Genomic DNA, 17146 nt, shown 5'->3' with positions numbered 1-17146 from the left:
TTCTGATCAGTGATTGCGGATGTTTCTTTGATCTTATTTTTGTATTCTTCCACCTTTTAGAGATTATTTAGAGATATAATACGTCCTACGAATGATATTTAAGATAGAAAGAGTTTAATGATGAAAATTGATTTAGAGGGTTTAGGATTAGAAGCGTTTATGAAGCCACACCAAGCGTCTGCCGGTAATCAGCCATCGGCAGAAGGGAAGCTTCCCTCTAAGCCACAATTTTCCAATATGATCTATCTTGATTATGCCGCAACAACGCCGGTTGATCCGCGTGTGATTGAAGCGATGGTCAATAGTATGGAGACAGATTGGGCAAATGTCAGTAGCCCTCATGAGCTTGGGATTGTAACTAAGCAGAAAGTTGAGGCTGATCTTGATGCGATTGCCGCACATTTTAATGTTAACCGTGATGAATTAATTATTACGAGTGGTTCAACAGAATCTATTAATCATGCGCTTAAAGGGGTGTTGCATGCTCAAAAGAAAAAGGAAATCATTACCTCAACGATAGAGCATAAAGCGACAATCAATACAGTGCAAGCCTTGATGAAAGAGGGTTACCGAGGAAAGTTTATTGCACCAAATAGTGAAGGAATAATTACCGCTGAGATGATTGAAGCGGTAATTACGGATGAAACGGCGATGATTTCACTTATTTGGGTGAATAATGAAACGGGTGATAAATTGCCGGTAGAAGAGATTGCAAAAATTGCTCGGGCGCGGAAAATTCCGTTTCATGTCGATGCAACACAAGCGGCGCCTCATTTTCAATTTGATGCCTCACAATTTGATTTAGTGAGTGTCTCAGCCCATAAATGTTACGGGCCTAAAGCTATTGGATTACTCTATCGCCGGAGTTTTCCTAAATTACCGATGATGCCATTAATTGATGGTAGTGGCGGTCAGTTAGGACTTCGTGCCGGAACAATACCTAATGAAGGGATTGCCGGCTTTGCCAAGGCGCTCGAAATAATCAAAGACAATTGGGTAGAAGAACGCCATCGACTTGCAAAGTTAGAGAGTTATCTTGTGCAACGCCTCTTATCTTTTGGTGTTGAAGTCAATAGCGGGAATCTTAAAGGGCATCGTGAGCCGGGCGTTTTAAATCTCTATATTCCTAATGTGAATGCCGATACCTTAATGGCATTAACGCCAAAACTTGCGATTGCTAAGGGGTCGGCCTGTAATAGTGATAGTTCATTGCCATCTTATGTTTTAACAGAGATGAATTATGATTTAAAACGAGCGCTCTCTTCTGTGCGTATTAGTGTTGGACGCTATACCACTGAGGAAGAGATTTTTGCCGCGGGTGAAATGCTAAGTGTTGCCATTGAGTTTATTCAAAATATTGCAGATGGAAAACCGGCTAATTGGTATGGCGAATATGATCTTTATAATTCTTATATCGCTTCAATTCTTGAGCCTGATTATCTTGAGGATGGCATCACAATTAATGCCGGTATTGATGCACCATTACTGGTTATCGAGAAAGAACACTTCTCCCTCACGCTTTATGGCAAAGTAGAGAAGGTTGCTTTAGATGATAGTGATGCGATTCGTTTTACTGCTTTATCAGGGAAGGCTTATGGCGAACCCTATTATCTCTCGCTCTTTAATGATTTGATTATTGCACTACGTGATGAAACTATTTCAAGCCAATTAGCGTTAGAGCAATTATTGGGAATGAAAATGCCGGCAAATTATCTACGAGATACTTTGTTTATCGAGAAGTCATTACGAAATTTTATAGCGCAGCAAATTGAGTCATGAGCCTGAAATGTTCATCATCTGTTATGGTGGTCATCAGTTGTTGTGGTTAAAAAAATGAGATATAAAGAAAAAGAAGCACATTTTTAAAAGGCTTCTTTTTTATGACATTTTGATAGATCCAGATTTGTTATGAGTGTCAATATCAAGGCCTTAGATCTTATTTTTATTTAACTCTAGTTTCATAAGAAGATCAGTCTGTTCATCATCACCTAATTTAAAAATATGCTGATCAAACTCGAAGAATCCTTGTCTTTTATAAAAATTCAGCGCTTTAAAGTTATTTTCCCAAACACCTAACCAAATATAATCGATGTTTCGTTGCTCAGCGACTTCTAGCGCTCTGTTATAGAGTGTTAACCCTACTTTTTTGCCGTGGAATTCATCTAATACATAGATCCTTTCAATTTCCATTGCTTTACTATCTTGTAACTCTGTTTGTGATAATTCAAAATTTAGTTTTAGATAGCCAATAACCTGGTTATTTTGCTTAGCAAAGTAGAATTGTGAGTCATGATTATTTAATTCTGAGGTGAGTTTCTCTAAAGAAAAAGCACCATTTAAATATTGAGTCATATTTTCGGGGGAGCCTCCTTCAGAAAAAGTTGAGAGAAATGTCTCTCTTCCGATAGCTTGTAATTCTTTAACCTCATTTAAGGTGACAGATGTAATTGTGATGGATTCCATGTTGATTGTCCGATGATTTATATTAGGTTATTTTTAAGGATTAAGAAAATGACACAATTGATCCCTTTTCTAAAAAAATAACAGATATTTAGATATTACGTTAATCTCTTTTGATAATAAGCTAATGTATCAATGGCGTAAAGTCGCTCATTTAAAGTCGTATTTGGAAACTCTAACATAAATTCAGGGATATTATATTGCTGGTGAAGTTTAAAAAGATGATCACTAACAGATTTAGGGGTTCCTGCGAGTACCTGCATTAATTGTTTTTCAATAGTGTAGTCGGTTCGGCCTGATTGCTTGGCAAATTCTTCCGCTGCTTCTAACGTGGGAAGGTTATACACTTTATCCTCTGAAAAGTATATTTTATAGATAGCGATATCTTTAGCGCGAATTTTGGCTTCTTCTTCATCAGGTGTAATGATAGCGGTAAGCGCAACTTGGGGCGTTTTACCATTAGTTTCTTGACGATAGGTTTTAAGCGTATTTTGTAACTGTTGTTCGCTACCATTTAAATGCCCGGCATAACTCATTTGCCAGCCTAATTGAGCTGCAAATTCCGCACTTTCTGCACTTGCGCCTAATAAAAATCCTTGGGCTTTTTTAATAGGTTTTGGTGTTGCAGCAATCCCTTCAAATAGACCATTAGTTGCGACTTCACCAGTTAGTAATTGATTTAAGAGTTCTGCTTTTTGAGTAAAGCTTAAACGGTTTTCATCCGAAAGCTCAATTTGTAAGGCTTTTGTGGAAGCAGGTAATCCGCCGGGAGCTTTACCAATACCAAGATCTACCCGCTCAGGCTCGAGAGAAGCTAACATATTAAATATTTCTGCGATCTTATAAGGACTGTAATGTTGCAGCATGACGCCGCCTGTACCGATACGAATATTATTTGTTTTTGCTAAAAGATAGGAAACTAATATTTCAGGGGCGCTTGAAGCGTATTGATTAGAATTGTGATGCTCTGCAACCCAGAAACGAGAAAATCCAGCAGATTCTGCGGCTTTTGCAGCTTCTACCGCATTTAATAGAGCAATTTTTGGGGATGATTGTTCCTCTAATGGGCATTTATCTAGCATACTGAGTTGGTAGGACATAATAATTAATCTCCTATAAATGTAGTTTTTAGATTATTAAGAATAATTTTAGGGATGAAGATTTAAAGGGTTACTAAGAGGCAGCGTTTGCGAGCATAGAGATATCCTTTTCAAAAGGCAATTTTTTGAGTGCCTCTAAATCTTCATTAAGATCGAATAAATGATGATAGCCATGTTTAAGGTAAAGATTCACAGCTTCAGGTTGGCGACAACCTGTTGTGAGATAGACTCGTTGATATCCTTGTCTTGCTGCTTGCTTTTCTAATTCTTGGAGAATTTTAGCCGCTAGCCCTTGTCGTCTATGATTTGGACTTGTCCAAATGCGTTTAAACTCAGCAGATTGTTCGTTATAAAATTTAAAGCCACCACCGCCAATTACGATATTGTCACGAATAAGAAGAACAAAATTGCCTTGATTAGGGAAAAAATCAGAAGCAGGGTAACGCTCCATTTCTGCAATAGCGCCTCTTGGATCAAAAAAAGTTCCATATCGATGATCGTACTCTTGTAAGAGCGCATCATTAAGAACCTTTGCTCTAGGATCATCAATTGTGGTGTAGATAAAAGACTCCGGCATGGCTTATTCTCCTAAAGGTTTTAAATAAGATTCAACGAGCGAAACCCAATATCTTGCTGCAGGAATAATCGCTTGATCATTAAAGTCATAGTAAGGGCTGTGTAAATCAGCACTATCACCATTACCGATAAATATAAAAGCCCCTTTTTGTTGCTGTAACATAAAGGCAAAATCTTCACTAGCTGTTCGGGCGGTAAAATCTTCATCAATAAAAGATTTATCCATAATGTTAAGAGCAGATTGGTAGGCAAAGTCTATTTCGGTTTTAGGATTAATAACCGCTGCAAATCCCGCTTGATTGGAGATAGTTGCTTTGGCACCAAAACTTTTGGTTAATGTTTCGGTGAGTTGTTGAATACGTTTTATAAGGGTATTTCTGATCTCTTCACTATAAGCACGTACTGTAAGTTTTAGCTCTACAGAATCAGGGATCACATTTGCGGCATTTCCCCCTTTAATTGCCCCAATTGTAATAACTCCCATCTCTTTTGGATTGATATTTCGGGAGATAATTGTTTGAAAAGAGGTGATGAGATATGCGGCAATAGTAATGGGATCAATGCCATTTTGGGGCTCTGCGCCGTGACTACCTTTACCGATAATGGTGATTTTTAAAAAATCAACAGAAGCCATCGCAGGGCCTTCAATAAAGGCGAATTTTCCAACGGTAAGTTTAGGCCAATTATGTAGACCGTAGATGGTATCAACCGGAAACTTAGAAAATAACCCATCTTCGATCATCGCTTTTGCACCCAAACCGATCTCTTCAGCCGGCTGAAATATAAAGCGGACAGTCCCATCAAAGTTTCCTTTAAGAGAGAGTGCTTTAGCGGCCGCTAGTGCAATTGTGATATGCCCATCATGACCACAAGCATGCATTACACCATTTTGGGTACTTTGGTAAGGAAGATCGGTTTTCTCAGATATCGGTAGAGCGTCCATATCCGCTCTAATCCCGATGGATTTATGGTTTGAACCTTTTTGTAAAGTCGCGACTAATCCTGTTTTACCAACCTTTTTATCAATTTTATAACCAAGTTTTTCTAGATAGCTCGCTATCAACTCACTGGTTTTAACTTCCTGAAATGCAAGTTCAGGGTAGCGATGAATATCTTGGCGAATAGTCTGAAATTCTGTAAATGAGTGGGTGAGAAGTTCTAAGATCTCATCTTGTGTTTGTTGCTGTTCTATCATTGGCGCGTACCTCCTACTTTTTCAATAGGACTGGAAAGATTGTTTAATCTCTTTTCTGCGATGAAATCTAAATTTTCAGCATAATTTTCTGAGGTTGTTTTAATAAAGGGGGAGAATTCTTCAATAGCTTGATCAATTCTTCTTAATAAATCTAAAGAGCTAATAGCATTATTGGGGGAATAATCTTGCGCTGAAGCGTAGACTGCTGTTGGTAAACTGTGGGCCATAAAAAAGCCAAAAAGTGGGCGTAATTGATGTTCAACCATTAATGCATGACGAGTGCCGCCACCTGTTGCTGCAATTAAAATAGGTTTACCGTAGAGTGTTGCCGGATCTAGTAAATCTATAAAGTGCTTGAATAAGCCCGGGTAACTGCCTTTATAAACCGGCGTTGTGATAATAATGGCATCTGCTTCTTGTAAATCTTTAACGACTTTTTTGCCAGAATCTTCTAAATCATCGATCTCTTTTGCTAAACCTAATGTTTCTCCTAAATCATTCATAGAATATTTTTTTAAAAGTAGGTTATAACGAGTGACGGCTTTATGGGCAATCGTATCTGTTAATGAGAGTGTTTTTGAAGGATAGCTATAACTACCTGTAAGAGTAACAAGTTTTTTCATGATTATTCCTTGTGGCGATATTGATTGTGAGGGATTTTTAATCCTAGATTTTCTCTTAAGGTTTGATGTTCTAATGAAGGGGAGAAATAACCGCGAGCTTCTAATCGAGGCAGAACTTGGGATTTAAAGTCCTGAAAACCTTCAGAACTGATTGATAGTGTTAAAATAAATCCATCAGCAGCGCCGCTTTCAACCCATGTAATGAGTCGCTCGGTGATTTGATCCGGCGTTCCTATAAAATCACTGCGCTTTGTCGTCTCATTTAAAGCGACTTCTCGTAAGGTTAGTTGATGCTTGAGAGCATATTGTTTGATGCGGTCTGTTGTAGAGCGAAAACTATTTTCTCCAATGGTGCCAAGCTCGGGGAAAGGGGCATCTAAATCATATTGGCTAAAATCATGATGATCAAAATATCGTCCTAAATAAATTAGGGCATCTTCAATATTAACAAGGTCACGAATGGTACGATATTTGGCTTCGGCGGCTTCCTTGGTTTCTCCAATAATAGGGTTAATCCCTGGGAAAATTTTAATATCTTCCGTGGATCTACCATTTTCAACAGCTCCTTGTTTGACTTTTTGGTAGTAATCTTGGGCTTCGGTTAGATCTTGAATATGTGTGAAAACAGCTTCTGCATGTTTTGATGCAAATGCTATGCCTGATTCTGAAGCACCTGCTTGAAAGATGACAGGCTCTCCTTGAGGAGAGCGCTGAATATTAAGAGGTCCTTGAACTTGAAAAAACTTACCTTGATAATTGACTCGATGCATCTTATTTGGATTAAAGAAAACACCGCTATCTCGATCACGAATAAAGGCATCCTCCTCCCATGAAGACCAAAGTCCCTTAGCGACCTCTATATATTCATTTGCAATTTGATAGCGAACATGATGCTCAGGATGGGGTCTGTTATAGTTTTTAGCAGTGCCCTCAAGCGGCGTTGTAACAAGGTTCCACGCAGCTCTTCCTCCGCTTAAAAGATCAAGGGAAGCAAATTGTCGAGCGATCGTAAATGGATCACTATAGGAAGTTGAAACGGTCCCTCCTAAACCTATTTTTGTAGTATGTGAAGCAAGCGCAGAAAGTAGTGTAATAGGTTCAAATCGATTTAAAAAATGGGGAATAGATTTTTCATTGATATAGAGCCCATCGGCAACAAAGATGAAAGAAAATCCGGCTTCTTCAGCCTCTTTAGCAAGATTGACGTTATATTGAAAATTAACGCTAGCATCAAGTGTTGAAGAGGGGTGACGCCAAGAATTCATATGACCTCCTGCGCCATGGAGCATAAGCCCAAAGTGAATTTTTTGATGACTCATATAGACCTCGGTATATAAAATAAAAGTGGTAAACGAATTGATTGAAGACCATAGAAAATTAGAAATTGGAAATGGTTTAACTAAGATAGGAATCTATTTTTCTACGGGAAGTCCTGGCGGGTTTGTTTCAGAAACTTTTAAAGCCTCCTCGCCTAAGTACCAGGTATCTAATATTTTTTGATAAGATCCCTCTTGAATTAGTCCATTAATAGCAAGGGTGATCGCATCAGCAAGACCACTATTTTTGCGGGTGACAACTGCAACATCAGATCTATCTGGCCAACCTGCACTTAAAGTTCCTACGGATCTGATATTTCCATCTCTAGCGGCTAGATAGACAAGTTGTGCATTAGGTTGAACGATAACATCAGCTCTATCAGATTGAATCGCTAAAAGGCTAATGGCGCCATCGTCATAATATTGAAGCTTAATGGGGGGAAGATTTTTTGCAGCAAGCGCTTCATTCCAGCGTAGGAGGATCCTTTCTTGATTGGTACCAGCGCCGACAATAATGCGTAAACCTGCGGCATCTTTAGGTTCAACAATTGAGGTGATTTTGCTACTATTTTTGACATAAAATCCGTGTAGACCCAGTCGATAAGTTGAAAAATCAAACTTCGCTTTTCTCTCTTCTGTGACACCAATATTTGCTAAAACAACATCATATTTTTTACTCGTTAAGCCTAAGGACCAGTCAATCCAGGTAATGGGAATTAGCTTAAGATCTAACCCCAAACTCTCAGCAATTGCTAAAGCAAAGTCAGGATCAGCGCCAATTGCTGTTTTTGCATCTTTTGCATAAAAAGAGATAGGTGGATCTGAAGGGGCAACCGCAACGGTAAGAGCGCCTTGAGTAACAAATTGAAAATTAGGAGGTATCGCCGCTATCGCCTGATTATTTCTTTCAACATGAATTTGTTTATCAGCTAAAGAGAGGGCTTCATATTCATTACTATAAGATATTTGCGTCATGAATACGGATAATGCTAAGGAGATAGAAACTATTATTTGGTAAATTCGGTGTTTTAAGTTTTTCACAATAAACCTCTATTAAAATCTGTGTGAAGAAAGCGCATTAAGGTAAACCAGGAGGGTTGATGAGAGATTCTTCGATAGCTTCTGATTGCAATGCCCATCGAGTTAAAATTTCCTGATAAATGCCATCCTCAATGAGGTCATTGATGATATTGGCGATAGGGATTGTTAGATCCGATCCTTTAGGAAAAGCGACAGCGATCTCAGCAGTTAAAGGCCAACCACCATTAACAGTACCTACATGTTTTGTTTTCCCACTAATAGCTGCCGCATAGGCTTGCATAGGATTAACACTAAAGATCGCATCTGCTCTTCCGCTTTCAATAGCAAGAGTCTGTAAGGCTCTATCGTCATAATATTGAATTTCAATAGGTTTAAGCCCCGCCGCAATATTGCGTTCATTCCAATCGAGGAGGATTTTTTCTTGATTAGTTCCTGAATCGGTAATCACTTTTAGTCCGGCAATATCTTTCGCTTCGGTAATGGCTGTAATAGGGCTTTCTTTTTTGACATAAATACCAATGTCATCTTTGCGATATGTTGCAAAATCAAATTTTTTCTTACGCTCTTCCGTTACTGTGATGTTAGAGATCACGGCATCAAATTTGCCGCTAGCAAGTCCTAATGGCCAATCAGCCCAAGCAACACTAACGATCTCTAATTTTTTACCCATAGAATCAGCCAAAGCTAAGGCAAGATCTACATCAAAGCCAATGAGTGTTTTTGCATCTGAGGCATAATCATGAAGTGGCAAGGTTGCTGATGTACTAAAACCGACAGTAAAACTCTCATTTTTAACAAAGCGAGCATGCTTTATTTCAGCAATTCTCTCATCACTTCTTGTTGCTTTAGGACGATTGAGTTGTTCTGGTGTTAGGTCAATTTCTTGAGCGATTGAAAGTAGTGTTGTAGAGAAAAGCAGGGCTATTAAACTACTCTTTTTTATAAGTTTATGCATATTCATGACTGTTCATCCTTGAAGGTAAAATATGGGGCTATAAAACTTTATTAAGAAAATCTTGAGTTCTTTGGTGCTGAGGATTATGAAATACTGCTTCAGGACTGCCTTTTTCAATAATATTTCCTGACTCCATAAAAATAATGGTATCGGCGATTTCATAGGCAAAATTAATCTCGTGGGTAACAACGACTAATGTTGTACCGGTAAGCGCGAGCTCTTTAATAATTTCAAGAACTTCCCCAACTAATTCTGGGTCTAGCGCTGAAGTGGGCTCATCAAATAAAATCACTTTAGGTTGTAAAGCTAAGGCTCTTGCAATAGCAACACGCTGCTGTTGTCCTCCAGAAAGTTGCCTTGGATAGCTATAGGCTTTGTCCAGTAATCCCACTCGAGATAAGAGGTTAAATGCACTAGCGACAGCATCTTCATATTTCATGTTTTTAGTTTGAATAGGCGCTTCAATAATATTTTCTAACACCGTCATATGGGGGAAAAGGTTAAAGTTTTGAAATACCATCGCAATATCGATTCGCTGCTTGAGAATCTCTTTTTCTTTTAATTCAAAGAGCGTATCTCCTTGTTTGCGATATCCAATAAAATCATTGTTAACCGTAATAAAGCCTTCATCGATTCTTTCGAGATGATTGATAGATCGTAATAGGGTCGATTTTCCTGATCCTGAAGGCCCGATGATGGCGGTAACACTACCTGCGGGTAAATAGAGATTAATATTATTGAGGACTTTATTATTGCCAAAGGACTTAGAAACATTATCGATCTTTATGGGGGCGCCTTTTGTCTTTTTGACCCCTTTTAAATTAGGATCATTGAAGCTTAATTCTTGTTTGATTTTTTGGTGAAGGGCTATTTTGCTTCTTTTATTGAAAATAAAAGAGATAAGTTGATCAATTTTATTTTGAAATGGCAGGGATGATTGTGTCCTAACCACTCCGCGAGAGTAATGGCGTTCGATATAATGTTGGATGATTGATAAGACCGTCATAATAACGAGGTACCAAATGGTGGCAACCATTAGTAAAGGGATAACTTCTAGGTTACGTCTATAGATTACCTGCACGGTGTAAAAGAGCTCAGGAAGGGCTAATACGTAGAGCATAGAAGTCCCTTTGGCAAGGCCGATAATCTCATTAAAACCTGTTGGTAAAATAGATCTCATGGCTTGTGGGAGTACGATTTTAAAAGCTTGACGTTTTTGAGGGAGGCCAAGCGCTGCGGCCGCTTCATGTTGCCCATTATCAACAGATAAGATACCGCCTCGTATAATCTCAGCGAAAAATGCTGATTGATTGAGTGTTAAACCAATAATCGCCGCCGCGAAAGGTGTTAAAAGGGTGACGATGGGATAGTCAATTAAGGCTTCACCTGTAAATGGATTGCTAATTTTTACGCTCTCATAGAGATAACCTAGGTTATTTAATAAAAGCAGTAATACAATCAATGGGATGGATCTTAAGAACCAAATGTAAGCCCACGATGATCCTGATAAAAGTGGAGATTTTGAGACTCTAGCGAGTGCAAGAAGCGTACCAAAAAAAGATCCAAGAATGGTGCCAATAATGGTAAGGAGAATCGTTCGACTTAAGCCCACTAAAACAGGTTCTGAAAAAAACCATTCCGCAAATATATCCCAGCCCCAACGAGGATTAGTAAAAATAGAATACAAAATTAAGGAAATAATGATTGCAGCAAAAATAGTGCTGATAGTTCGCATGGGATATCGGGCAGGAACGATTTTATAATTTTTATGAGATCGCGCTATTTTGGGAGCTGCTGTATCTATGGTATTGAGTTTTAGTTCGCTTGAGGCTGTCATGATGTTTATTCCCTATTTGTTAATGTATACCTAACATATATGTAATGTTTTGTATAAATATTACTTTATGCACAATATTTCAAAAAGTAAAGATAAAAAGGGTAATGACATTTATTTTGGGTGTTTTTTTATGAAATTCAGCGCTATAAAACATCGTTATTATGTTTGTTTTTCTTTTAAATCAATGGGTTGCATTTTATTGTGTGAAGGATATAAATTTCTTGTTTTTTAGGGATTTATTTCAAGAATATTGGCGCTAAAGGACACGTTTTGATTTATTAAGATATCGTGAATAATGGATTGATGATTGTTGTTGAGATTTTGATTAGACAAGAAAAAAAGCACCTATTAATAGGTGCTTTTAAAATCTATTTACATTTTGTAATGTTATTTATGCAATTCAAAAAGCATGACATCAGAGGTAAAAGAACCATCTTCATCAATTTCAAAATAAGTCTTAATATCGCTACTTAAAGTTGCTTGATAGGCTAAAATTGCATCCGCAAAGACTTTGGGAGTTCTCATTCTTTCGATCCAACTTGTGAATTCAAGTCTTAAGCGAAAGCTTTCACTATTTTTTAAAAATAATCGAGCATTATTAAACATTTCTATCCATTCCCCTGCTGGGTAATCCCGGACATGTGATGTGTCACGTAGTACTTCTACTGTTTGTAAGTAAAGATCAAAGACAGGATGACCTGGGGAAACAACATCAATAAAGATCACGCGACCATTAGGTTTTAAGACGCGGCGTACTTCTCTTAATGCTTGTTCTACATCGTGCCAGTGGTGCGCTGAATATCGGCTGATAATAAGATCAAAAGTTTGGCTATCAAAAGGAAGCGATTCGACATTACCTTTAACGGTGGAGATATTATTTAATCCGCGCTCTTTAGCACTATTTTTAACGACCTCTAACATTGAATCAGAGAGATCAAAAGCTGTAACAGATTGGACTTTTGGAGCCACATTAAAGCTAACGTGACCAGCGCCGCATCCTAAATCGAGTACATTGGCGGCTTTTGAGTGTGAGAGATATTTTTGGAGTGCTTCTAGATCCTCACCACTAGCATGAACAGCACTTGTTAGATAAGAGTTCGCTTGTTCATCAAATTGCTCATAAACCGATTGGTGATGTGTTTTCATAAAAACTCCTTAAATGTCTGAGATCTAAAAATAAGAGATAATCGCTGATATGAATCTACCTTAGATTATTAAAAATACTTAGGTATTAACTTTGGTATTAAAGGTAGCATAAAAGTGGCATAGAAAACCCCATTAAAAATGGGGTTTTAAGTTTCTAATATTAGATTTATCTTTTTAGTATTCTTTACCAAGATCAGTTAGCTGAACAATTATTTAACTCTTAACACCTTCCAAGTAGAGTAGAGATATTGCACCATTGACCAAAGTGTGAGGAATGTAGCGATTACAAGGAAGATGAGCCCTATATTGTAAAGGGGTAAACCTAAGAGATCTTTCTCATATAAAAGAAAGGTAATTGCGCCCATTTGGAAGGCTGTTTTCCATTTACCAATCCAAGAAACTGCAACAACGCCACGTTCTCCCATGCTAGCCATCCATTCTCGAAGAGCTGAGATCGTGATTTCACGGCTAATAATAATCATGACTGAAAGGGTAAGATACCACTGACCTGGGTGATGATCGATAATGGCGATAAGCGCCACGGCAACCAATAATTTATCTGCAACAGGGTCTAAAAAAGCCCCAAAACTTGAGGTTTGATTCCACTTTCGTGCAAGGTAACCATCTAGCCAATCCGTAAAAGACGCCGCCATAAATAGGAGAGAGAGTACTAAATTTTTATGGGGAGTTGGGAGGAAGTAACATAGAATAAATACCGGTATCGCCACAACGCGAGACCAAGTAATGAGGCTTGGAAGGTTCATGCTTTTGTATTATCTCCGCAAAGTTCATTTTTATAGGCGACGTTGATCATTATATCAAAAAAAAATGAATGCTCAAATCCCTGATAAAATCTAGGTATTCCTGATTTTTTTGTGTTAGAATAAGCCACTTTTTAAATTGGCGTTCTGGAGAGAGACATATGCTTAGAATAATGGAAAAAGGTTTAACCTTTGATGACGTATTATTAGTACCTGATTACTCAGAAGTTCTTCCACGGGATGTGTCGCTAAGGACGCAATTAACACAAAAAATCGCACTGAATATTCCACTACTTTCAGCCGCAATGGATACAGTGACTGAGAGTAAAATGGCGATTGCGCTTGCGCAACAAGGTGGTATTGGGATTATTCATAAAAACTTAACGCCAGCAGAACAAGCAAGACAAGTTCGTAAAGTAAAGAATTTTGAAAGCGGGGTGTTAACAGATCCTATCACTGTTACTACGGAAGTAACACTTGAAGAAGTCCGTAATATTATGCGTGGACGTAATATCTCAAGTGTTCCGGTATTAACCACTGATGGTAAAGTTGCGGGAATTATCACTACACGTGACTTACGATTCCAAACGGATTTAACACAAAATATTACTAAGGCGATGACGAACCGTGATCGCCTTATTACTATCCACGAAGGGGCAACACGTGAAGAGATCATTGATCGTTTACGTAGCCATCGCTTAGAGCGTTTAGTTGTGGTTAATGATAATAATGAGCTTCGTGGTTTAATTACAGTAAAAGATCTCTCACATACAGATAAAAACCCTAATGCGGTGATGGATGATGAAGAGCGTTTAATCTGCGGCGCTGCTGTTGGTGCGGGTGCTGGTACTGAAGAGCGTATTGAGCAATTAGTCGATGTCGGTGTTGACGTGATTATCGTTGATACCGCGCATGGTCACTCTAAAGGGGTGATTGATCGTGTTCGTTGGGTAAAACAGACCTATCCAGATCTTCAAGTGATCAGTGGTAATATTGCAACGGCAGAAGCGGCAAAAGCGCTTTTAGCGGCAGGTACCGATGGCGTTAAAGTTGGGATTGGTCCAGGATCAATCTGTACAACACGTATTATTGCAGGGATCGGTTTCCCGCAAGTGAGTGCTATTGCTAACGTTTCAGCAGCGCTTCGTGGAACGGGTGTTCCGGTCATTGCTGATGGTGGTATCCGTTATTCAGGGGATATGGTAAAAGCGCTTGCAGCAGGTGCAAACTCCATCATGGTCGGTTCAATCTTAGCAGGAACAGATGAGTCTCCTGGTGAAATCGAGTTCTACCAAGGCCGTGCATATAAATCATATCGTGGAATGGGATCACTTGGTGCGATGAGTGCTGGTTCATCAGATCGTTATTTCCAAGAAGGATCAAGTGCCGACAAGCTTGTTCCTGAAGGTATTGAAGGGCGCGTCGCTTATAAAGGCTCTGCATCACCAATTATCCATCAATTAATGGGCGGTATCCGCGCTGGAATGGGCTATGTGGGTTGTGGTACGATTGAAGAGATGAACACAAAGCCACAATTTGTAGAGATTACTAGTGCCGGAATGAGTGAGTCTCACGTTCATGATGTGACAATCACCAAAGAAGCGCCAAACTATTCAAGATAGTCTGTATCTAAGGAATAAGATATTTGGTGGAGTCTTAAAACATAAAGTTTAGGAGAATCTATTGAATATCTTATTCGTTTGTAGTCAAAATAAATGGCGTAGCCCAACGGCAGAGCGAGTCTTTGCTGTGGGGTACGGCGTTAATACTCGCTCAGCAGGCACAAGTCGTCATGCAAAGCATACGATTTCAGTGAAAGATATCTTGTGGTCAGATCTTATTCTTGTTATGGAATATGCTCATAAAAAAGTACTTCTGGAGAGATTTAGAAATGAACTACAAACTAAGGATATTATTGTGTTAGATATCCCTGACGATTATATCTATATGGATGATGACTTAGTGGCGATACTGAAAGGCGCCGTTCCTGCGTATTTGAGGTGAAATTGGCTATAAAAAGTAAAACCTAAAATTTAATTTCGGGTTTTAAGGTAATTCAATGCAAAATAGTGGATAATAGTCTGTTGATTAATTCGCTATTTGGCGAAGAGAATCTCGAGGAGTCATCCTCGGGATTTTATGATTTTATTGGGTTTTAAAATTGGCGTTATCGCACAATCTAAGAACAACAATAAATCATTTGGGTAGAATTTCTTATAAAAAAGCTTATAAAGACCGATAGAACAGGGATAAGCATTGAAAAATAGAAGTTCTAGAATATGTTTACCATTATTAAGTAGAAATCATAATGACAAAAGAGACTGTAGTGAACGATCACGATCAAACTGAAAATCATCTTATTACAGAGCGCCGTGAAAAACTTGCGAAGATTCGTAAGGAGAAACAGGTTGCATTCCCAAATAGCTTTAGAAAAGATACTGATGCAAAGTCCCTCCATAAACAGATGGAAGGCTTAGATCGTGAAGCACTAAAGGAAAAGGGAAAGATTGTGAAGATGGCAGGTCGTATCGTTGCCAAACGTCTCTTTGGTAAAGGTGGGTTTGCAAGCCTTCGTGATCAAACTGGGGATATTCAAATTTTCGTTAATATTGGTTTAATTGGTCAAGAAGCATTTGATGATTTTACCACTTGGGATGTCGGCGATATTATCGCTGTTGAAGGGGAAGTCTCTCGCTCTGATAAGGGTGAGTTAACGGTTCGTGCAAATACCTTAACGCTTTTGACAAAATCACTTCGTCCACTACCTGATAAATTTCATGGCTTAACAGATGTAGAGGCGCGTTATCGTCAGCGTTATCTTGATCTTATTATGAATGAAGAATCTCGTGAAACGTTTCGTAAACGTAATCTGATTCTTCGCACGATTCGTACCTTTATGGATGAGCGCCGCTTTGAAGAGGTGGAAACACCAATGATGCACTCTATTCCAGGGGGGGCAAATGCAAAACCATTTGTTACCCATCATAATGCGCTGGATATGGAGTTTTATTTACGCATCGCTCCTGAGCTCTATTTAAAACGCCTTGTTGTTGGTGGTATGGAGCGTGTGTATGAAATTAATAGAAACTTCCGTAATGAAGGGGTTTCAACGCGTCATAACCCAGAATTTACTATGATGGAATGGTATTGGGCATATGCTGATTATAAAGATATGATGGATATGACCGATGCGATGATGAAGGCCATTGCATTAAGTGTGAACGAGGGGTCAGCGCAGGTTCAGTATCAAGGTTATACTATTGATTTTAGTCAGCCAGCAGAGCGCATGACGGTTCAAGAATCTATTATAAAGCATTGTGCAGAAGCAAAAGATTATGATCTTAATACACGTGAAGGTGTTGCTGCGCTCGCAGATCATTTCCATATCAAATATGATAAAGAAAATGATTGCTGGGGTAAGATTATTATGGAAATTTTTGATGAAAAAGTCGAAGAGAGCCTTCTTCAACCGACATTCATTACAGGTTATCCATTAGCAGTATCACCACTTGCGCGTAAAAATGATGAAAATCCACTTATTACAGATCGCTTTGAGTATTTTATTGGTGGGCGAGAAGTGGGTAACGGTTATTCAGAGCTTAATGATGCAGAAGATCAGCATGACCGCTTTATCTCTCAAGTGGAAGATAAAGATTCAGGGGATGACGAAGCGATGCATTATGATAAAGAGTTCGTTACAGCGCTTGAATATGGTATGCCGCCTACAGCCGGCGAAGGGATTGGTATTGACCGTTTAGTGATGATCTTTACAGATGCACCTTCAATTCGTGATGTACTTTTATTCCCGCATATGCGAGTTCGTGATTAATTATAGTAGACTAGGTTCAAGAAACGCTCTCTTAAAAAGAAAAGAATGTAGCACATGAATCCAATTAGCTTGCACAATGCCGGATAGAACGACTCTTGTGCTTCTTGTAACCGATGTGCCGGCAATCTGATTTAGTTACTTTTAAATCGATTTCACTATATTTTCAATATAAGTAGTAAAAAATCCCCGATGAATCATTCATTGGGGATTTTTATTGCGATCACTAATGGGAGGGATCTAAGAGATCATTCGATACCAAGTGCCCAGCGATAGTAGGTGCTGTTTCAGAAGCATTATTTATGGTGAA

The 17146-nt window shown here is 38.7% G+C and carries 15 protein-coding genes; 4 read left to right on the top strand and 11 right to left on the bottom strand.

All coding sequences use genetic code 11. The features are described 5' to 3' along the window. Positions 1–117: 117 nt before the first annotated feature. Positions 118–1779 carry a cysteine desulfurase family protein gene (locus MMG00_RS06030; RefSeq protein ID WP_242152843.1) on the top strand — a complete coding sequence of 554 codons (1662 nt, stop codon included), beginning with the start codon at positions 118–120 and terminating at the stop codon, positions 1777–1779. A 150-nt stretch (positions 1780–1929) separates the two neighbouring features. On the opposite strand, the gene MMG00_RS06025 is transcribed toward MMG00_RS06030, so the two are convergent. From MMG00_RS06025 to pgsA, 11 genes are all read right to left on the bottom strand, one after another. Further along, complete coding sequence (locus MMG00_RS06025; RefSeq protein ID WP_242152840.1) at positions 1930–2463, bottom strand: GNAT family N-acetyltransferase; 534 nt, start codon at positions 2461–2463, stop codon at positions 1930–1932. Positions 2464–2558: 95 nt separating this feature from the next. Next, positions 2559–3560: an MsnO8 family LLM class oxidoreductase gene (locus tag MMG00_RS06020; RefSeq protein ID WP_242152837.1), complete on the bottom strand. Its 1002-nt coding sequence runs from the start codon at positions 3558–3560 to the stop codon at positions 2559–2561. Between the two features lie 73 nt (positions 3561–3633). Continuing rightward, entirely contained in the window at positions 3634–4137 is a 504-nt protein-coding gene (locus tag MMG00_RS06015) for a GNAT family N-acetyltransferase (RefSeq protein ID WP_242152834.1), read from the bottom strand. A 3-nt stretch (positions 4138–4140) separates the two neighbouring features. Then, a complete protein-coding gene (locus tag MMG00_RS06010) occupies positions 4141–5331 on the bottom strand; it encodes a M20 aminoacylase family protein (protein WP_242152831.1) in 1191 nt (396 codons plus the stop codon). Continuing rightward, positions 5328–5960, bottom strand: coding sequence for an NAD(P)H-dependent oxidoreductase (locus MMG00_RS06005; RefSeq protein WP_432805940.1), 633 nt, complete (start codon positions 5958–5960; stop codon positions 5328–5330). Before MMG00_RS06005 ends, MMG00_RS06010 begins: the two co-directional genes overlap by 4 nt. Next, complete coding sequence (locus tag MMG00_RS06000; RefSeq protein WP_242152825.1) at positions 5957–7273, bottom strand: LLM class flavin-dependent oxidoreductase; 1317 nt, start codon at positions 7271–7273, stop codon at positions 5957–5959. Before MMG00_RS06000 ends, MMG00_RS06005 begins: the two co-directional genes overlap by 4 nt. Before the next feature lie 93 nt (positions 7274–7366). Next, positions 7367–8245, bottom strand: a complete 879-nt coding sequence (locus MMG00_RS05995) for an ABC transporter substrate-binding protein (protein ID WP_242152822.1) — start codon at positions 8243–8245, stop codon at positions 7367–7369. Between the two features lie 103 nt (positions 8246–8348). Beyond that, positions 8349–9266: an ABC transporter substrate-binding protein gene (locus MMG00_RS05990; protein WP_242153332.1), complete on the bottom strand. Its 918-nt coding sequence runs from the start codon at positions 9264–9266 to the stop codon at positions 8349–8351. Between the two features lie 37 nt (positions 9267–9303). After that, on the bottom strand, positions 9304–11103 hold the full coding sequence (locus MMG00_RS14240; RefSeq protein ID WP_270049366.1) for an amino acid ABC transporter permease/ATP-binding protein: 1800 nt from the start codon (positions 11101–11103) through the stop codon (positions 9304–9306). Positions 11104–11490: 387 nt separating this feature from the next. Beyond that, positions 11491–12249 carry a class I SAM-dependent methyltransferase gene (locus tag MMG00_RS05975; protein ID WP_242152819.1) on the bottom strand — a complete coding sequence of 253 codons (759 nt, stop codon included), beginning with the start codon at positions 12247–12249 and terminating at the stop codon, positions 11491–11493. Between the two features lie 209 nt (positions 12250–12458). After that, positions 12459–13013 carry a CDP-diacylglycerol--glycerol-3-phosphate 3-phosphatidyltransferase gene (pgsA, locus tag MMG00_RS05970; RefSeq protein WP_242152816.1) on the bottom strand — a complete coding sequence of 185 codons (555 nt, stop codon included), beginning with the start codon at positions 13011–13013 and terminating at the stop codon, positions 12459–12461. Positions 13014–13171: 158 nt separating this feature from the next. Here pgsA and guaB point away from each other — a divergent pair, with 158 nt between their 5' ends. From guaB to lysS, 3 genes are all read left to right on the top strand, one after another. Continuing rightward, the gene (gene guaB, locus MMG00_RS05965) at positions 13172–14632 is read left to right on the top strand and encodes an IMP dehydrogenase (RefSeq protein ID WP_242152814.1); all 1461 of its coding nucleotides are present in this window, start codon (positions 13172–13174) and stop codon (positions 14630–14632) included. Between the two features lie 61 nt (positions 14633–14693). Beyond that, a complete protein-coding gene (locus tag MMG00_RS05960; RefSeq protein WP_242152811.1) occupies positions 14694–15014 on the top strand; it encodes a low molecular weight protein tyrosine phosphatase family protein in 321 nt (106 codons plus the stop codon). Between the two features lie 304 nt (positions 15015–15318). Next, a complete protein-coding gene (gene lysS / locus MMG00_RS05955) occupies positions 15319–16839 on the top strand; it encodes a lysine--tRNA ligase (protein WP_242152808.1) in 1521 nt (506 codons plus the stop codon). Positions 16840–17146 lie beyond the last annotated feature (307 nt).

The sequence above is a fragment of the Ignatzschineria rhizosphaerae genome, from assembly GCF_022655595.1.
Classification (GTDB): domain Bacteria; phylum Pseudomonadota; class Gammaproteobacteria; order Cardiobacteriales; family Wohlfahrtiimonadaceae; genus Ignatzschineria; species Ignatzschineria rhizosphaerae.
Note: the sequence above shows the minus strand (reverse complement) of the source record. Positions and strands in the feature narration are given on the sequence as shown.